The 17,116-nt window shown below is 55.7% G+C and carries 16 protein-coding genes and 1 pseudogene; 10 read left to right on the forward strand and 7 right to left on the reverse strand.

What is annotated here, in order from left to right:
• Positions 1 to 102: 102 nt before the first annotated feature.
• Positions 103 to 684 (forward strand): DNA-3-methyladenine glycosylase I, encoded by a 582-nt coding sequence (tag, locus tag ENTMO_RS0100690; RefSeq protein ID WP_010426235.1) that lies wholly within the window; start codon positions 103 to 105, stop codon positions 682 to 684.
• A complete protein-coding gene (locus tag ENTMO_RS0100695; RefSeq protein ID WP_010426237.1) occupies positions 662 to 1,108 on the forward strand; it encodes an N-acetyltransferase in 447 nt (148 codons plus the stop codon). The genes tag and ENTMO_RS0100695 overlap by 23 nt, the downstream gene beginning before the upstream one ends.
• Here ENTMO_RS0100695 and ENTMO_RS0100700 read toward each other — a convergent pair.
• Positions 1,071 to 3,398, reverse strand: a complete 2,328-nt coding sequence (locus tag ENTMO_RS0100700; RefSeq protein WP_029484904.1) for a molybdopterin guanine dinucleotide-containing S/N-oxide reductase — start codon at positions 3,396 to 3,398, stop codon at positions 1,071 to 1,073. The genes ENTMO_RS0100695 and ENTMO_RS0100700 overlap by 38 nt on opposite strands.
• 165 nt (positions 3,399 to 3,563) lie before the next feature.
• Between ENTMO_RS0100700 and ENTMO_RS0100705 the strand changes: the two genes are divergently transcribed.
• The 6 genes from ENTMO_RS0100705 to ghrB all read left to right on the forward strand — a co-directional run bounded on the left by ENTMO_RS0100705 (position 3,564) and on the right by ghrB (position 9,675).
• Positions 3,564 to 4,226: an OmpA family lipoprotein gene (locus ENTMO_RS0100705; RefSeq protein ID WP_010426241.1), complete on the forward strand. Its 663-nt coding sequence runs from the start codon at positions 3,564 to 3,566 to the stop codon at positions 4,224 to 4,226.
• A 188-nt stretch (positions 4,227 to 4,414) separates the two neighbouring features.
• On the forward strand, positions 4,415 to 5,431 hold the full coding sequence (locus tag ENTMO_RS0100710) for a LacI family DNA-binding transcriptional regulator (protein ID WP_010426243.1): 1,017 nt from the start codon (positions 4,415 to 4,417) through the stop codon (positions 5,429 to 5,431).
• 100 nt (positions 5,432 to 5,531) lie between these two features.
• A complete protein-coding gene (locus tag ENTMO_RS0100715; RefSeq protein WP_010426246.1) occupies positions 5,532 to 6,281 on the forward strand; it encodes a sugar phosphate isomerase/epimerase family protein in 750 nt (249 codons plus the stop codon).
• A 3-nt stretch (positions 6,282 to 6,284) separates the two neighbouring features.
• Complete coding sequence (locus ENTMO_RS0100720) at positions 6,285 to 7,223, forward strand: sugar kinase (protein WP_010426248.1); 939 nt, start codon at positions 6,285 to 6,287, stop codon at positions 7,221 to 7,223.
• Between the two features lie 169 nt (positions 7,224 to 7,392).
• Positions 7,393 to 8,673 (forward strand): MFS transporter, encoded by a 1,281-nt coding sequence (locus ENTMO_RS0100725; RefSeq protein WP_010426250.1) that lies wholly within the window; start codon positions 7,393 to 7,395, stop codon positions 8,671 to 8,673.
• A 27-nt stretch (positions 8,674 to 8,700) separates the two neighbouring features.
• Entirely contained in the window at positions 8,701 to 9,675 is a 975-nt protein-coding gene (gene ghrB, locus ENTMO_RS0100730) for a glyoxylate/hydroxypyruvate reductase GhrB (RefSeq protein ID WP_010426252.1), read from the forward strand.
• Between the two features lie 58 nt (positions 9,676 to 9,733).
• Here ghrB and cspA read toward each other — a convergent pair whose 3' ends face one another.
• Together cspA and ENTMO_RS23605 are read right to left on the reverse strand one after the other, a co-directional pair.
• Positions 9,734 to 9,946, reverse strand: a complete 213-nt coding sequence (gene cspA / locus ENTMO_RS0100735; RefSeq protein ID WP_010426254.1) for an RNA chaperone/antiterminator CspA — start codon at positions 9,944 to 9,946, stop codon at positions 9,734 to 9,736.
• Positions 9,947 to 10,193: 247 nt separating this feature from the next.
• Positions 10,194 to 10,904, reverse strand: a pseudogene (locus tag ENTMO_RS23605) (DUF3053 domain-containing protein).
• A gap of 331 nt (positions 10,905 to 11,235) precedes the next feature.
• Here ENTMO_RS23605 and ENTMO_RS0100745 point away from each other — a divergent pair.
• On the forward strand, positions 11,236 to 11,523 hold the full coding sequence (locus tag ENTMO_RS0100745) for an HTH-type transcriptional regulator (RefSeq protein WP_010426260.1): 288 nt from the start codon (positions 11,236 to 11,238) through the stop codon (positions 11,521 to 11,523).
• Between the two features lie 39 nt (positions 11,524 to 11,562).
• Here ENTMO_RS0100745 and ENTMO_RS0100750 read toward each other — a convergent pair whose 3' ends face one another.
• From ENTMO_RS0100750 to ubiD, 3 genes are all read right to left on the reverse strand, one after another.
• Positions 11,563 to 13,182 (reverse strand): ABC-F family ATP-binding cassette domain-containing protein, encoded by a 1,620-nt coding sequence (locus ENTMO_RS0100750; RefSeq protein ID WP_010426262.1) that lies wholly within the window; start codon positions 13,180 to 13,182, stop codon positions 11,563 to 11,565.
• A gap of 215 nt (positions 13,183 to 13,397) precedes the next feature.
• A complete protein-coding gene (gene fre, locus ENTMO_RS0100755; RefSeq protein WP_010426263.1) occupies positions 13,398 to 14,099 on the reverse strand; it encodes an NAD(P)H-flavin reductase in 702 nt (233 codons plus the stop codon).
• 30 nt (positions 14,100 to 14,129) lie between these two features.
• Positions 14,130 to 15,635, reverse strand: coding sequence for a 4-hydroxy-3-polyprenylbenzoate decarboxylase (ubiD, locus tag ENTMO_RS0100760; RefSeq protein ID WP_029484905.1), 1,506 nt, complete (start codon positions 15,633 to 15,635; stop codon positions 14,130 to 14,132).
• Positions 15,636 to 15,805: 170 nt separating this feature from the next.
• Between ubiD and rfaH the strand changes: the two genes are divergently transcribed.
• Complete coding sequence (gene rfaH / locus ENTMO_RS0100765; protein ID WP_010426265.1) at positions 15,806 to 16,297, forward strand: transcription/translation regulatory transformer protein RfaH; 492 nt, start codon at positions 15,806 to 15,808, stop codon at positions 16,295 to 16,297.
• Here the strand turns inward: rfaH and tatD are convergent.
• A complete protein-coding gene (gene tatD / locus ENTMO_RS0100770) occupies positions 16,294 to 17,076 on the reverse strand; it encodes a 3'-5' ssDNA/RNA exonuclease TatD (protein ID WP_010426266.1) in 783 nt (260 codons plus the stop codon). The genes rfaH and tatD overlap by 4 nt on opposite strands.
• Positions 17,077 to 17,116 lie beyond the last annotated feature (40 nt).

Raw genomic sequence — 17,116 nt, forward strand, 5'->3', positions numbered from 1 at the left:
CGGGCATATAGCCCTGTATTAACTATTGTCTTTAAAGTAGACACGTCAAGCCTGACGAAATGAAATTTTTTGCGATAACCGTGTGAATAAGGGAGATAACCTATGCAACGTTGCGGCTGGGTAAGCCAGGATCAGCTCTATATCGACTATCACGATCGTGAATGGGGCATACCGGAAACGGATGGCAAAAAACTGTTTGAAATGATCTGCCTTGAGGGCCAGCAGGCGGGTTTGTCATGGATTACCGTACTGAAAAAACGGGAAAATTACCGCAACGCCTTCCACCAGTTCGATCCTGTCGCCGTCGCCGCCATGACCGAAGAGGACGTCGAACGACTGGTACTGGACGCCGGTATCATTCGTCATCGCGGGAAAATCCAGGCCATCATCGGCAATGCACGCGCTTACCTGGCGATGGAGCAAAACGGCGAGTCATTTTCAGAATTTGTCTGGTCTTTTGTGAATGACACGCCACACGTCACGCAGGCCGCTACGCTCGGGGAGATCCCCGCCTCCACACCCGCTTCAGATGCACTCTCTAAGGCGCTGAAAAAACGCGGTTTTAAATTTGTGGGCAGCACCATCTGTTACGCCTTTATGCAAGCCTGTGGGCTGGTCAACGATCATATTACGGGCTGCTTCTGTCATCCGGGAGGCCACCATGATCCGCAAATGGCAAAGTGAAAATACCGATCCGCTCCTGAGTTTGTGGCTTGCAAGCACCACGGAGGCGCATCCGTTTATCGATGCAAACTACTGGAAAGAGAACGAAGCCATGGTGCGGGAGGTTTACCTGCCGTCGGCGGAAACCTGGGTCTGGGAACAGGACGGAAAGCCGTGCGGATTTATCAGCGTGATGCAGTCGCAGTTTGTCGGCGCGCTGTTTGTCGCACCGTCGTACATCGGGAAAGGCATCGGGCGGGCGCTGCTGAACCATGTTCAACAGCGCTTTCCGCATTTAAGCCTGGAGGTGTACCAGAAGAATGTCCGGGCAGTGAATTTCTACCATGCGCAGGGCTTTCGCATTGAAGATAGCGCCTGGCAGGATGATACCCAACACCCGACGTGGATCATGAGCTGGCAGGCGGATCAAACGCCGTTAACGTAAGCGCTGGCCCCTGATATTTCTCGACCCATGCCAGCGCCGTATTCCCCGCGCAGCCATTCCCCAGCTTCGAGCTGGGGAGATCTTTGGTCAGCACGTTAACCGCCCCGTTTTTACAAATACCGCCTTCGCTCAGGTCCAGATCCGGCCATGCCCCCTGGTGAATGCAGATAACGCCCGGCTTAATTCCGTCGCTCACCACCGCTCCCGCCAGCACCTGTCCGCGCCCGTTCCAGACGCGCACCACATCGCCATCTGCGATTCCACGTGCTTTCGCATCTTCGGAATGCAGGGTAATGGGCTCGCGCCCGGCAACCGCATACTGCTCGCGCAGTGACGTATAGTTCAGCTGGCTGTGCAGGCGGTGCGCCGGATGGGCAGATAAGATCTGAAGCTCCCCCGGCTGCGCGTTGCCGTGCCATTCGTCTGGCTCCAGCCACATGGGGTGCGGTGGGCAATCAGCATAGCCAAAGCCAGCAATGCGCTCGCTGAAGAGAACGATTTTTCCGCTTTCGGTTTTTAGCGGGTGGTTCTCCGGGTCGCGGCGGAAATCAGCGAAACGGACAAACTGCGCATTTTGCTCGCTCTCCGGCATTTCGAAGATGCCGTTCGCTTCCCAGAACTCAGCAAACGGCGGTAGCGTCACCCCTTGGGCTGCGCCACGCTGGGCCGCAATCTGGTAGAAGGTTTCCAGCCATTCCAGATCCGTTTTGCCTTCGGTAAAACGCTCGCGCCCGCCCGCTTCCCAGCGCTCGCTCAGTTCCGCAAAGACGTCAAAATCATCACGCGCTTCATCGCGCGGTGCGACAACACGCTTCATTGGCACCATGTGCTGGTTGCTGTAGTCGCCGGTCATGGTGAGATCGTTACGCTCAAACGAGGTGGTCGCAGGCAGCACAATATCGGCATGCTTAGCCGAGCCGGTCCAGAAGCCCTCGGAAATGACCACCAATTCCGGCTTCTGCCAGGCGCGGATCAGGCGGTTGGTGTCCTGATGGTGCGTGAAGTTCGACCCGCCCGCCCACCAGACAAATTTAATATCCGGGAAGTGGCGGTCCAGACCGTTGTGCTGATAAAAACCGCCCGGGTTTTCCAGAGCTTCAACAATGCGCGCCACCGGGATTTTATCCACGGCATCCACGCCGCCCTGCACCGAGCCCTGCAGAGACGCCAGCACCGCCGCTTTACGCGTTGGGTTACCGCCGTTCGCAAAGTGATAGGAGAGACCAAAACCCCCGCCCGGCGTGCCAATCTGCCCAAGCATTGCGGCAAGGGTCACCAGCATCCAGTGCTTCTGCTCGCCAAACTGCTGGCGCTGCATTCCCCAGCCGGACATTAACATGGTGGTATTTTTATGGAACAACGCCGCCAGTTCGCGGAGTTTGCCCGCAGGAACGCCACAAATCTCTGATGCCCATTCCGCTGTTTTAGCCACCCCATCAGATTCACCCGTCAGATAGTCGGCGAATTTATCGAAACCGGTGGTACAACGCGCCAGGAATTCCGCATCGTGCCAGCCGTTTTCAACCAGCGTATGGGCGATACCCAGCATCATCGCCACGTCGGTGCCCATATGCGGGGCGATCCACTCGGCGCTGTCGCCGAAGAAATCCATGGTTTCCGAACGCATTGGGTCAATACAGAGGATGCGCTTGCCGCTTTTGCGCAGCGCGTCGAAATATGACACGCCCTGCTCATCGCTGGCATTCCAGGCAATTTTCAGAGTGTTGAGGGGGTTAGCGCTCCACAGCACAACCACATCAGTATGTTCCAGCACCAGCGGCCAGCTGGTCTGCTGTTGGTAGACCTCATTCCCGCCCACGACATACGGCATAATCGCCTGCGCCGCACCGGTGGAGTAATCTCCCAGATGCCCGGTATAGCCCCCGGCCAGACTCATATAGCGCTGCAGCAGCGTCGAGGCCTTGTGCAGCACGCCGTTCGAACGCCAGCCGTAAGAGCCAGCAAAAATGGACGACGGACCATAGCTATCACGGATACGTTTATGCTGGGTGTGAATCAATGCCAGCGCCTCATCCCAGCTCACGCGGACAAACTCATCCTGTCCCCGAATACCTTGCGGTTTGTCTGGCGAAGCCAGATAACCTTTACGCACCATCGGCCAGCGCACGCGCGTTTTGCTATGCACCTGATCGCGAACGACAGTCTGTAACGAGTTGGGATGCTGTGTTGGCAGTGCCCCGCGGGACGACAGGACAGTTTCCCCGTCGGTTTCGACCAGCATGGGTCCCCAGTGGGCGGCGGTCAGAATGGTTTTGGTTGAGGTGCTCAAAGCGTGCGCTCCTGGCTGCGTGCAGGTTTACGGCCTTCTTAATTGAGGCGATTTATGGTTTGTCACAAATTTCAGAGTTATACACTGAATTTTCTCCGTATCTGGACGTCATAATCAACTGCCACGCTCGCCGTGGCAAAGAATAAAAAGGATTAAGGAAATAAGATGAAAAAACGCGTACTCGTTATTGCCGCTCTGGTGAGCGGTGCACTGGCTGTTTCTGGCTGCACAACCAACCCTTACACCGGTGAACGCGAAGCGGGTAAATCCGGCATCGGCGCGGGCATCGGCTCGCTGGTTGGTGCAGGCGTTGGGGCGCTCTCTTCCTCCAAGAAAGATCGCGGTAAAGGCGCACTGATTGGCGCAGCAGCAGGTGCAGCACTGGGCGGCGGCGTCGGTTATTACATGGATGTGCAGGAAGCGAAACTACGCGACAAAATGAAAGGCACAGGCGTGAGCGTCACGCGCAGCGGCGACAACATCATCCTGAACATGCCAAACAACGTGACCTTTGACAGCAGCAGCGCAACGCTGAAACCAGCAGGCGCAAACACCCTGACCGGCGTGGCGATGGTGCTGAAAGAGTACAATAAAACCGCCGTTAACGTGATTGGCTATACCGACAGTACCGGCAGCCAGGATCTGAACATGCGTCTGTCTCAGCAGCGCGCCGATTCCGTGGCCAGCTCGCTGATCGCCCAGGGTGTTGAAGCGAACCGTATCCGCACCAGCGGCATGGGTCCGGCAAATCCAATCGCCAGCAACAGCACGGCGGAAGGCAAAGCACAGAACCGTCGCGTAGAGATTACGTTAAGCCCAATTCAGTAGGTAAAAGCAAAACGGCAACCCCGTTGCCGTTTTTAGTGTTTGCGCCCTCTCCCTGTGGGAGAGTGGGAGAGGGTTCGGGTGAGGGCATCAGACCGCAACCTCCGGTAAGCGCAGCGCCGCCGGGCAAATTACTTGCTTCGTCAGATTTTCCCGCTAAGGTATTCTCACTAAATTCAGGGAAATCAGCGATGAGCAAACCAACCCGGGCCACCATCAGCGACGTGGCGAAAGCCGCCAAAACCGGTAAAACCAGCATTTCGCGCTATCTCAACGGTGAGAAACACCTGCTGTCCGACGCGCTGCTCGCCCGCATTGAACAGGCCATTGCCGAACTAGACTATCGCCCAAGCCTTATGGCGCGCGGCCTGAAACGCGGCAGAACTCGCCTGATTGGTCTGATCATCGCCGATATCACCAACCCCTACTCCGTCAACGTGCTCAGCGGCATCGAAGCCGCCTGTCGCGAAAAAGGCTTTACGCCGTTGGTCTGTAACACCAACAATGAGGTCGATCAGGAGCTGCACTATCTGGATTTGCTACGCAGTTACCAGGTGGAAGGTATTGTGGTGAATGCCGTGGGCATGCGTGAAGAAGGGCTCAACCGGCTGCAGCAGTCTTCGCTGCCAATGGTGCTTATCGACCGCAAAATCCCGGAATTTGCCTGCGATGTCGTCGGGCTGGATAACACGCAGGCGGCCACGACAGCCACCGAGCACCTCATCGAACAGGGTTTTGAAGCGGTCCTTTTCCTGAGTGAACCGCTGGGAATGGTCAACACGCGTCGCGAGCGTTTAAGCGCCTTTCGCGCCACGCTGGACCGCTATCCCGGCGTGATCGCCGAAAATGCCGAGACGCCGCTGCATGAAGCTGACCAGATTGACAATACCCTTCGCCAGTTCCACACGCGCCACCGCGGAATGCGTAAAGCCGTCATCTCCGCAAACGGGGCGCTAACGCTCCAGGTTGCCCGCTCCCTCAAGCGCATTGGCCTGCACTGGGGAAGTGATATCGGCCTGCTGGGTTTCGATGAGCTTGAGTGGGCAGAGCTGGCTGGCGTCGGCATCACCACGCTCAAGCAACCCACGTGGCAAATCGGCTATGCCGCTGTTGAACAGGTGGTTCGCCGTATTGAAGGTGCCAGCGACGCCGTGCGTGAACAGGTCTTCTCTGGCGAACTGATCGTTCGCGGCTCTACCGCCCGCTAAATTCCCTTCGTGACAGCGATCATAAATTCAACATCCCAATCTTTTCTTTGGAACCGGTTCCATCTAGCGTAATACTATCGATTACGCGATGGAGTCTGGTATGAGCAGGAAAATAATGGTGGTCACCGCCGCTTATGGCGCGGACCAGGTGCGGCAGGCCGGTGGTCAACGCGCAATGCTTCCCGTCATTGCGGGCGCAGGCGCGGACGGTGTAGAAATCCGCCGCGAGCTGTTCAACAGCGAAGAGCTGCTGGCGCTGCCTGCGCTGGGTGAGTCCATCGAACTACTGGGTCTGCTGGCATGCTATTCCGCACCCGCCGCCCTGTTTATGCCCAACGGAACGCTCAACCCTGACCTCCCCCGCTATCTGGCCGAAGCCACCGCGCTGAACGCGCTGTGGTTGAAAGTCTCGCTGGGTCATTTCAACGATAAACAGCCACTTGAAGCTTTACGCGCGATGCTGAATGAAAGCGGTATGACGCTGGTGGTGGAAAATGACCAGACCGACTGCGGCCAGCTCGCGCCCATGCAGCGCTTCAAAGCCGCCTGCCGGGTGATGGCATTGCCCGTCACCCTGACGTTCGATATGGGCAACTGGCTGTGGGTGGGCGATTCCCCCGAAGAAGCCGCGCGTCATCTGGCTCCGGCCGTGAGCTATATCCACGTTAAGGCCGCCGTTCCGCATAAGGAGCAGTTCCGCGCCATTGCACCGGACCGCGCGGAATCACGCTGGCTGGACCTGCTTAATCAGCTTCCTGCCGATGCCCCGCGCGGTATCGAATTTCCCCTGGAGGGGGCAGATTTAACTGCCATTCCCCGCCACTACGTTAACCTGCTGCGTGAGGAGTAAACCATGCAAAAGACGCTGGATGTGATCACTATCGGCGAAGCCATGGCGATGTTTGTGGCCACCGAAACGGGCGACCTGAGCGCGGTAGAACACTTTATGAAACGCGTGGCGGGTGCAGAGCTGAACGTCGCCACGGGCCTGGCGCGCCTGGGCCTGAACGTCGGCTGGGTGAGTCGCGTAGGGGACGACAGCTTTGGCCATTTCGTTCTCGATTCACTGAAAAAAGAGGGAATTGATGCCGCAGGCGTCCCGCTCGACGGCCGTTTCGCAACGGGCTTTCAGCTGAAATCTAAAGTCGAAAATGGAACCGATCCCATCGTGGAGTATTTCCGTAAAGGATCGGCTGCAAGCCATCTCTCCGTGGAGGATTACCACGCCCACTATTTTGCCTCCGCGCGCCATCTGCACCTCAGCGGCGTGGCGGCAGCGCTGTCTGCCAGCTCATATGCGTTGCTGGACCATGCGGCAACAGCCATGAAGTCGCAGGGTAAAACGATCTCTTTCGATCCCAATTTGCGCCCGGTGCTGTGGAAAAGCGAAGCGGAAATGGTCGAGAAGCTGAACCGTCTGGCGTTCCAGGCTGACTGGGTTCTGCCGGGCCTGAAAGAAGGGATGATCCTGACGGGTGAAAAGACGCTGGAAGGCATTGCCGATTTCTACCTGAATAACGGGGTAAAAGCGGTGGTGCTGAAGACCGGTGCCGATGGCGCATGGTTTAAAACGGCCAACGGCGAACAGGGCGCGGTCGCGGCGGTGAAGGTTGAGAACGTGGTCGATCCCGTCGGCGCGGGCGATGGCTTTGCCGTGGGCGTCATTAGCGCCCTGCCGGAAGGCAAACCGCTGCAGCAGGCCGTTGCGCGTGGCAACAAGATTGGCTCGCTGGCGATTCAGGTGCAGGGTGCCAGCGAAGGATTACCAACGCGAGCAGAGCTTAACGAATAAACATCCCCCTCACCCTAGCCCTCTCCCCAAAGGGGAGAGGGAACTTACAACACCCTCTCCCCGTTGGGGAGAGGGCCGGGGTGAGGGGCATAAATCGCACTCAACAAAACAAGCCACCGTGTACCCTACAGACAACGGCGGTAACAACCTCAACAACAGAGGCAAGCCTATGAACAGTTCGACCAATGCAGTAAAACGCTGGTGGTACATCATGCCAATCGTGTTTATCACGTACAGCCTGGCGTACCTCGATCGTGCTAACTTCAGTTTCGCATCCGCTGCGGGGATCACCGAAGACCTCGGTATCACCAAAGGTGTATCCTCCCTGCTCGGTGCCCTTTTCTTCCTCGGCTACTTCTTCTTCCAGATCCCCGGCGCGATTTACGCGGAACGCCGCAGCGTGCGCAAGCTGATCTTCGTCTGCCTGATCCTGTGGGGCGCCTGCGCGTCACTGACCGGCGTGGTAAACAATATTCCTGCTCTGGCCGCCATTCGCTTTATCCTCGGCGTCGTTGAAGCGGCGGTCATGCCGGCGATGCTGATTTACATCAGCAACTGGTTTACCAAATCTGAACGCTCGCGCGCGAATACCTTCCTGATCCTCGGTAACCCGGTCACGGTACTGTGGATGTCGGTGGTGTCTGGCTACCTGATCCAGTCCTTCGGCTGGCGCGAAATGTTTATCATCGAAGGGGTGCCAGCAGTGATCTGGGCATTCTGCTGGTGGGTGCTGGTGAAGGATAAACCTGCCCAGGCGAAACGGCTTTCCGAAGATGAAAAAGCCGCGCTGCAGGCCCAGTTGGATAAAGAGCAGCAGGGTCTGAAGGCGGTTCGCAACTACGGTGAAGCCTTCCGCTCCCGCAACGTGATCCTGCTGTGCGCGCAATATTTTACCTGGAGTATTGGCGTATATGGCTTCGTGCTGTGGCTGCCGTCGATTATCCGCAGCGGTGGCGACAATCTTGGCATGGTCGAAGTGGGCTGGCTGTCATCCGTGCCTTATCTGGCTGCCACCATCGCGATGATTATCGCTTCCTGGGCATCGGACAAACTGCAAAATCGTAAGCTGTTCGTCTGGCCCCTGCTGCTCATCGCTGCCTTTGCCTTCATTGGCTCCTGGGCAGTTGGTGCGAACCATTTCTGGGTCTCTTATACGCTGCTGGTGATTGCGGGTGCAGCGATGTACGCCCCGTATGGTCCGTTCTTTGCCATCATTCCTGAAATGCTGCCGCGTAATGTAGCAGGCGGTGCGATGGCGCTGATTAACAGCATGGGCGCACTGGGGTCGTTCTGTGGTTCCTGGTTTGTGGGCTATCTGAACGGTGTAACCGGCAGTCCATCAGCGTCGTACATATTTATGGGGGTAGCGCTTTTCGCCTCGGTATGGCTTACTCTGAGTGTTAAGCCTGCTAATAATCAACAGCACCCTGTCGGCGCGCGACACGCCTGAAACCTTTTAAAATCAATGGAGATTAGCATGAAGCCGTCCGTCATTTTGTATAAAGCACTGCCTGACGATCTGCAAAAACGCCTTGAAGAACACTTCACCGTCACGCAGGTGAAGAACCTGAGCCCGGAAACCGTGGCACAGCACGCCGGGGCGTTCGCCAGCGCTGAAGGTCTGCTGGGTTCAAGCGAGAAAGTGGATGTCGCCCTGCTGGAGAAAATGCCGAAGCTTCGTGCGACGTCTACCGTTTCTGTGGGTTACGACAACTTCGACGTGGATGCCCTTAACAAACGCAACGTTCTGCTGATGCACACGCCACATGCCCTGACGGAAACCGTGGCCGACACGCTGATGGCGCTGGTGCTCAGCACGGCCCGTCGCGTGGTGGAAGTGGCTGAGCGCGTCAAAGCGGGCGAATGGACCAAAAGCATTGGTCCGGACTGGTTCGGCGTGGACGTCCACGGCAAAACGCTGGGCATAGTGGGTATGGGGCGTATCGGGCTGGCGCTGGCACAGCGCGCGCATTTCGGTTTTAACATGCCGATTCTTTACAACGCACGCCGTCGCCACAGCGAAGCTGAAGAACGTTTCAACGCGCGTTACTGCGAGCTTGATACGCTGCTGCAGGAAGCTGATTTCGTCTGCCTTATCCTGCCACTGACGGACGAAACGCGTCACCTGATTGGCAAAGCCGCGTTTGAAAAGATGAAGACGTCGGCCATTTTCATCAATGCGGGTCGCGGCCCGGTGGTGGATGAGAAGGCGCTGATTGAGGCACTGCAAAATGGCGAGATCCATGCAGCAGGTCTGGACGTGTTTGAACAAGAGCCGCTGTCAGTAGATTCCCCGCTGCTCAAACTGCCAAACGTCGTCGCCCTTCCCCACATCGGCTCAGCCACTCACGAGACACGCTACAACATGGCGGCTACTGCGGTAGACAACCTGATTGCCGCGCTCGGCGGAAAAGTGGATAAGAACTGCGTTAACCCACAGATCCAACAGTAGAAACGAAAAAACCCGCCAGAAGGCGGGTTTTTGAATTTTGTGCTACTGGGTTGGAAGCTTACAGGCTTACAACGTTACCAGCTGCTGGGCCTTTAGCGCCGCTTTCGCTGGTGCAGGAAACTTTCTGACCTTCATCCAGAGATTTGTAGCCATCGTTCTGGATAGCAGAGAAGTGTACGAACACGTCTTTTGAGCCATCGTCAGGAGTGATGAAGCCGAAACCTTTATCAGCGTTGAACCATTTTACCAGACCAGTCATTTTAGCAGACATAGAAATTACCTTATTAACAAATATATTGTGCCTTCCGGCTTGATGGATTGCGTTACAGATTTTTAAGCGATGAAGGAAGGGTCACAACGAAGGGTATCTATGGATAACAATCTGGACTGCTTTACTAAACTGCTTTAGGTCTGTGTAACAAACCGACGGGGATAGTTATACCGATGTGGTAGAGGAATGACAAGCGTTATTTTCAATACCCCTAAAAAAAACCCCGCACGAAGCGGGGATTTTTATCTTACTCGGTGGCAGCGACTGCCGCACTCCACGCCTGGCTAAAGGCCTGGTGCTGGGAAGCCAGCGGCCCAATCAGCGTATTATATTGACTTGCCTGCTGTGAGGTTGGGAACTGGATACCGTTAGAGACAAAGCTCACCTGCGTCCCCTGTTGGGAGATAAAATCCCCCACCTGAACCAGCTGCTGCGTGAAGACCTGCGCGGCCGGGATCAACGGCTGCAAAGCATCAGACGGCTTCGTCACCACTTTCTCATACACTTTGTCAAAGACAGGCTTGAGATCCTCGCCCTGTTTCAGCGCAGAACGTGACGCATCAGCCTGCATTTTCGCATTCTGTAACTGCTGGCTCAGCACGCCAAGCGCACCGTTGGACTGGCGCAGCGGTTCACGTTGGGTCATCTAATCCTGCGGTACACGGATCGCATTAACGCTATCCAGCACCGGACGAAGGCCGGAGTCCATCGCCTGGCTCACCTGCTGCGAATAACCATAAAGGATGGCGTAATCGGACACGAAAGGACCAAACTGTTTTTTCTGATCCGCAGTCAACGTTGGTAAACGCTCGCCGCTACGCATCACTGTATTCTGTAGAAAATCGATAAACGCTTTGCGCTGATCGCCTTCTTTATCGAAACACCCACTCAGGCTAACTACCATCAACAACGCCGCAAGAGGCGCAAACCAGCGAGAGCAGGACTTTCCTGTCGCCATTTTATTACTCCTTTCACCCAAAAAAGCGCACACCGGCACACGCGTGCCCAACGCTGACAAGGATAGTCCAGGTCAGCCCCGCAAGATACTCTTTTCATGCAAAACGGCTATTGCCGTTTTATTTCTTACCATTTACAAAAAAATACCTGTCGAAGCCGATATATGGCTAATCAGGTAATTAGCATAACTATCCAGATAGCTGAAACGGATAAAGCTATCGTTACCGCACGATTAATCACATCCGCAACGATCCTTCGTTTGTATTAGGGACTATTCTTAACTGGCTCTCTGATGTTCTTGATCCCGATGTGTGATTTAAGAGGAGTTCTCAATGGAATATAAAGATCCTGAGTTTGAGCTGCTGAGCAGCCTGGAACAGATTATTTTTAAAGATGTACCGCAGACGGTTACCCTGCAACAAAAGTCCAATCCCTTTACAGAATTTGAGCAATTGCGCAAAGGGACAGGGCTGCAAACAGATGAATTCGCCAGAGCGATGGGTGTCAGCGTGGCGATGGTGCTGGAGTGGGAATCAAAACGTGAAAAGCCCACGCCAACCGAGTTAAAGCTGATGCGCCTGATTCAGGCGAACCCTGCACTCAGTAAACAGATAGCGTAAAACAGTTTGACCGCCCCCGCCCTTGCGGGGGCTTGTGTTTTATAGGCTTACAAAATGCCATCCCGCCTCATTCCACACCAGGTTATGCGTCAGCGTTAATCCCTTCAAAAACGTTTCATCATGCGACACCACCAGCAGCGCGCCAGGGAACTCCGCCAGTGCAGCCTCAATGGCCTGAACGGAGGCCAGATCCAAATGGTTAGTGGGCTCATCCAGGAGCAAAAGCTGCGTGGCCTCTTCACGCCATAAGACAATGGCCAGCGCGGCTTTGAGGCGTTCCCCGCCGCTCAGTTCCGCCAGGGGGAGCGAGACCTTATCTGCGCCAAGCTGAAGCTGTGCCAGACGAGTACGCAACGTGCCTTCTTCAAGCGGCGAGTTGCTGAGGTTGAGATGCGTCATCACCGACTGTGTAAGATCGAACTGCGACAGGTGTTGATCGAGATAGGCGCAGCTGACCGATACCGTGCAGGTTCCTGAAAGAGGTGCTTCCTCTCCGGACATCACTTTCAAGAGCGTCGATTTACCACAGCCATTCGGCCCACGGAGTGCGACACGCATTGGCCCGTCCATACGCCAACTCATCGGCGGGATATTCACATGCGGCAGTTCCAATGCGTCCAGAACCAGCACCTGCTTCCCCTCTGCGACGCGACTGCCCGGCAGGGTGAAGATGACCGGGTTATCGTCTTCTACCCGCTCGCGCGCGTTGTTTACTGCGGTATTTAACGCGTCATTCTGTTCGCTGTGCTGTTTTTTCCACGAGCCAATGCGTTCTTTTGCCGCCATTTTGTATTTCACCCGCTCAAAGGAGGCGATATTGAGGCTATCAACCGTACGCAACGTTTTTGCTGAACGTCGCTGGCTGTCGTCGTGCTCTTTATGCATCCGCGCGCGGATTCGTTTGCGCTCAGTGGCCGCGTGCTCCAGCGCGGCGCGGGCAGCCTGCTGTTCCGTATCGCGCTGAGTTTTATAATCAGCATAGTTTCCACCGAAGCTGCGCAGGCCAAAAGGGCTCAGCTCGAGAATGCGCGGCACCTGTGCCAGCAATTCACGATCGTGAGAAGCCACCAGCACGCCGCCCCGATGGTGGAAAAGCTGGTCGTAAAACCATTCACGCCCTTGTCTGTCCAGATGGTTCGTGGGTTCATCCAGCAGAAGGTAATCCGCATCCGCAATCAATGCCCCGCAGAGCAGGGCGCGAATACGCTCACCGCCGCTAAGTTCCCTGGCCGGTTTATCGGGATCAAACAGCGGGAGGTGCGCGTTCATAAACGCTTCACTCAGGCGTTCCGCCAAATCCCATTTACCGTCGAGCTTTTCCAGATCCTCTGGCTGATAGTCACCGCTGTCGATGCGCTTACGGGCGGCGAAGATCGCGTCATATCCAAGCAGTTCCGCAAGCGTGGTCTGCGAGGAAATTTCATGCTGCTGCGCCACATAGGCATGGGTACCGAAACGCTCAATATGGCCGTGTTCAGGTTCATCAATGCCTGCCAGTAGACGCAGCAGGCGTGTTTTACCGCTGCCGTTGCGGCCAACCAGCGCGCACGGCGAGGCATCGAGCGTAAGATTTAGCGGACCGAAAAGGGTATCGCCCGTCGCAAACTGACAGGTGACCTGATGCAAAATAAAAGAAGGGGACTGCGCAAAATGAGCCATAAGCACTCCTGAATGAAATCAAAAACCTCCCCTGCCGACGCGGTGGCGTTTAGCAAGGACAGAAATTCATCAGTCGTGTTTGTTCATTTTTGGGGGGCGCTCCTGAGGGAGGACAATAACAACGCTAAGGATAGCGGCAATGCATTAACCTTTTCAAGGTTAAATTATCGCCAATTCTCACCGAGACAAAGAACCCGCCGAAGCGGGTTAGACACTTAGATAAACGCGAACGCATCGCCAAACAGGCGATCTTCCCGCGCGTCGCGCTCATTACAGAACAGGTCGCGGGCAATTTTCGCCATTTCAAAACGGCCAGCAATGTAGATATCGTGCCCGGCGAGCGTGCCATGATCCTGCAGGACCGCCGTTAGCACCGTACCACTACGACCGCGCCAGCCCTCTTCCGGCTGCTCAACAACCGGCTCAACGCGCAGGTTCGGGTGATTCACGCTCAGCGCTTCCAGTTCGGACAGGTCGTACAGATGTTTCTCTTCGCGGCCGCCCCAATAGATGGTGATGTCGCGGTTCGGGTTACGTGCCAGCGCGGTCAACAGAATAGAGCGAACATACGAGAACCCCGTACCGCCAGCAATCAGGATAAGCGGACGGTCTTCATCTTCGCGCAGCCAGGCTTCACCGTGCGGAATGTCTACCACGATTTCACGCTCTTTCAGGATGCGGTCCATGACAGCCATGGCGTAAAGGTTAAGCTCAGACGCACCAATATGAAGCTCAATAAATTCCTGCTCCGCTGGCGTCGACGCCATAGAGAAAGGACGTTTATCGCGCTCATCCATCACGACCATCAGGTACTGACCAGCGCGGAAAGAGAATGCCGATTCTGGCACTAAACGGACGCGATATACGGTGTCGGTAATGGCATCTACCGAGGTCACTTTACAGCTTAAGGTTGTCATTCGCTCTCTCTGTCGGGAAGTCTATAGGGCTTAACGGTCAGCTTCAGATTTACCGTTATTCATTATGGCCAGTTCGTCCCAGATCGCGTCTATACGCGCGGTCACGGCAGGATCTTTTTTGATCGGGCGACCCCATTCACGGTCGGTTTCGCCAGGCCATTTATTCGTGGCATCCAGTCCCATTTTTGAGCCAAGACCGGAAACCGGCGAGGCAAAGTCCAGATAATCTATCGGCGTGTTTTCGACTAACACCGTATCACGCGCGGGGTCCATGCGTGTAGTAATCGCCCAAATAACGTCGTTCCAGTCGCGGGCGTTGACGTCATCATCGCAGACGATAACAAACTTGGTATACATAAACTGGCGCAGGAAAGACCATACGCCCATCATCACGCGTTTAGCGTGACCGGCATACTGCTTCTTCATCGTCACTACCGCCAGGCGATACGAGCACCCTTCCGGCGGCAGATAGAAATCAACAATTTCCGGGAACTGTTTTTGCAAAATCGGCACAAAGACTTCGTTCAGCGCCACACCCAGCACCGCAGGCTCATCCGGTGGACGGCCGGTATAGGTTGAGTGGTAAATCGCATCTTCACGCTGGGTAATGTGCGTGACGGTAAACACCGGGAAGTTATCAATTTCATTGTAATAACCCGTATGGTCGCCGTAAGGCCCTTCCGGTGCAAGCTCACCCTGTTCGATGTAGCCTTCCAGAACGATTTCCGCACTGGCTGGCACTTCCAGGTCATTGGAGACACACTTTACGACTTCCGTTTTAGTACCGCGCAGCAGCCCTGCAAAGGCATACTCTGAGAGCGTATCCGGAACAGGCGTAACCGCGCCCAGAATCGTTGCCGGATCGGCCCCCAGGGCAACAGAAACCGGGAATCGTTCGCCGGGATGTTCCGCGCACCACTCCTGGAAATCGAGCGCGCCGCCACGATGTGACAGCCAGCGCATGATAAGTTTATTTTTACCAATCAGCTGCTGGCGGTAGATACCGAGGTTTTGGCGCTCTTTATGCGGCCCACGGGTGACGGTCAAACCCCAGGTAATCAGCGGCGCAGCATCTTCAGGCCAGCACTGCATAATCGGGATTGTTGTCAGATCAACCGCATCGCCTTCCAGCACTTTTTGCTGGCACGGCGCACCGCGCAGGCGTTTGGTTGGCATGTTCAGTACCTGCTTAAACTGCGGCAGCTTGTCGAACAGATCGCGGAAACCTTTCGGCGGCTCCGGCTCTTTCAAAAACGCCAGCAGTTTACCCACTTCACGCAACGCCGTGACATCCTCTTGTCCCATGCCCAGCGCCACGCGGCGCGGCGTGCCGAACAGATTGCACAGCACCGGCATGTCGTAGCCTTTCGGATTTTCAAACAGCAGCGCAGGCCCACCGGCACGCAGGGTGCGGTCAGCAATTTCTGTCATTTCCAGATAAGGATCAACAGGAAGCGTAATCCGTTTAAGTTCGCCCTGCTTTTCCAGCAGCGTCAGGAAGTCGCGTAGATCGTGGTATTTCATGCAGTTAGTCATGGCCTCTCTGTAAGCGCTTCATTATACGGCGTAAGCCTACGTGATGCTGTAATTTTGTTAAATTAGCGTGAACTTCCGCGACTTACTCCACTTTCGCCCATTATAATCAACTTAGCGATCCGGCCAGGGTTTTGATATGCTTGCGCCCCGAACTAAGGGAAAGAGTGATTATGCAGGCCTGGTATTTACTGTATTGCAAACGCGGGCAACTTCAGCGCGCGCAGGAACATCTTGAACGTCAGTCGGTGAATTGCCTGACGCCCGTGATCACGCTTGAAAAAATGCAGCGCGGGAAACGCACGATGGTCAGCGAGCCTCTCTTCCCGAACTATCTGTTCGTCGAATTCGACCCGGAAGTGATCCACACCACGACAATCAGCGCCACGCGCGGTGTCAGTCACTTTGTCCGTTTTGGCACCAGCCCCGCGACGGTTCCCTCAACCGTCATTCATCAGCTTTCGATTTATCAACAACCCGAAGGGATTACCGACCCGGAAACCCCTTATGCGGGCGATAGCGTGGTGATTACAGAAGGTGCCTTTGAAGGCCTGCAGGCCATATTCTCTGAACCTGATGGCGAAGCGCGCTCTATGTTGCTGCTTAACCTGTTGAATAAACAGGTGCTGCAGAGCGTGAAAAACACCGACTTCCGTAAGCTTTAAAACGCAATTCGAAACAGGCGGCGCACGTTGTCATCCGTCTGCGCGGCCAGCCAGTGTGGATCTTCTCCGCGCCAGTGCGCCACACTCTCAACGATGTGCCCCAGATACGCCGGTTCATTACGCCGCGATGCCGGTTTGGGTTTCATGTCGCGCGGCAGCAAATAAGGGGCATCGGTTTCCAGCAGCAGGCGTTCAGCCGGGATCGCCGGCAACAATTCACGCAGTTCCAGCCCGCGACGCTCATCGCAAACCCAACCGGTAATGCCCAGATAAAGTCCTCGATTCAGGCAATCCAGCGCGTCCTGATGCGATCCGGTAAAGCAGTGCAACACAGCACCAGGCAGTTTATCCAGCCACGGTTCCAGAAGGGTGATAAAACGCTCATGCGCATCGCGGCAATGCATGAACACTGGCATTTCAAGCTCTGCGGCCAGCGCCAATTGTGCGGTGAATGCTTTTTCCTGGTCTTCCGGCGTGGAAAAATTGCGATTGAAATCAAGACCGCACTCGCCGATGGCGACCACCTGTGGCATTTTCGCCAGCGCGTGGAGCGTTTCAGCGCTGTGTTGCGTCCATTGGCTACTGTCATGAGGGTGGACGCCTGCGGTTGACCAGCAGCGTTCGTAGCGTTGCGCAAGCAACTGCGCCTGCTCACTTTCATGAAGGTTGGTTCCCGTCAGCAACAGCCCTTTCACCCCGGCGGCAAAAGCACGGGCGACGACCTCATCCCGGTCTTTCGCGAACTGCGAGCTGGTCAGGTTAAGCCCAATATCAAACATGCCCCTCTCCATATGACAACCGCCCTGACGGGCGGCTGGT

It is taken from the genome of Enterobacter mori LMG 25706 (assembly GCF_000211415.1).
GTDB lineage: Bacteria > Pseudomonadota > Gammaproteobacteria > Enterobacterales > Enterobacteriaceae > Enterobacter > Enterobacter mori.

What these genes read in the sequence shown, in the direction of transcription:
- tag (WP_010426235.1), top strand. Translation starts at nt 103, where the DNA reads ATGCAACGTTGCGGCTGGGTAAGCCAGGATCAGCTCTATATCGACTAT.
- ENTMO_RS0100695 (WP_010426237.1), top strand. Translation starts at nt 662, where the DNA reads ATGATCCGCAAATGGCAAAGTGAAAATACCGATCCGCTCCTGAGTTTG.
- ENTMO_RS0100705 (WP_010426241.1), top strand. Translation starts at nt 3,564, where the DNA reads ATGAAAAAACGCGTACTCGTTATTGCCGCTCTGGTGAGCGGTGCACTG.
- ENTMO_RS0100710 (WP_010426243.1), top strand. Translation starts at nt 4,415, where the DNA reads ATGAGCAAACCAACCCGGGCCACCATCAGCGACGTGGCGAAAGCCGCC.
- ENTMO_RS0100715 (WP_010426246.1), top strand. Translation starts at nt 5,532, where the DNA reads ATGAGCAGGAAAATAATGGTGGTCACCGCCGCTTATGGCGCGGACCAG.
- ENTMO_RS0100720 (WP_010426248.1), top strand. Translation starts at nt 6,285, where the DNA reads ATGCAAAAGACGCTGGATGTGATCACTATCGGCGAAGCCATGGCGATG.
- ENTMO_RS0100725 (WP_010426250.1), top strand. Translation starts at nt 7,393, where the DNA reads ATGAACAGTTCGACCAATGCAGTAAAACGCTGGTGGTACATCATGCCA.
- ghrB (WP_010426252.1), top strand. Translation starts at nt 8,701, where the DNA reads ATGAAGCCGTCCGTCATTTTGTATAAAGCACTGCCTGACGATCTGCAA.
- cspA (WP_010426254.1), bottom strand. Translation starts at nt 9,946, where the DNA reads ATGTCTGCTAAAATGACTGGTCTGGTAAAATGGTTCAACGCTGATAAA.
- ENTMO_RS0100745 (WP_010426260.1), top strand. Translation starts at nt 11,236, where the DNA reads ATGGAATATAAAGATCCTGAGTTTGAGCTGCTGAGCAGCCTGGAACAG.
- ENTMO_RS0100750 (WP_010426262.1), bottom strand. Translation starts at nt 13,182, where the DNA reads ATGGCTCATTTTGCGCAGTCCCCTTCTTTTATTTTGCATCAGGTCACC.
- fre (WP_010426263.1), bottom strand. Translation starts at nt 14,099, where the DNA reads ATGACAACCTTAAGCTGTAAAGTGACCTCGGTAGATGCCATTACCGAC.
- ubiD (WP_029484905.1), bottom strand. Translation starts at nt 15,635, where the DNA reads ATGACTAACTGCATGAAATACCACGATCTACGCGACTTCCTGACGCTG.
- rfaH (WP_010426265.1), top strand. Translation starts at nt 15,806, where the DNA reads ATGCAGGCCTGGTATTTACTGTATTGCAAACGCGGGCAACTTCAGCGC.
- tatD (WP_010426266.1), bottom strand. Translation starts at nt 17,076, where the DNA reads ATGTTTGATATTGGGCTTAACCTGACCAGCTCGCAGTTCGCGAAAGAC.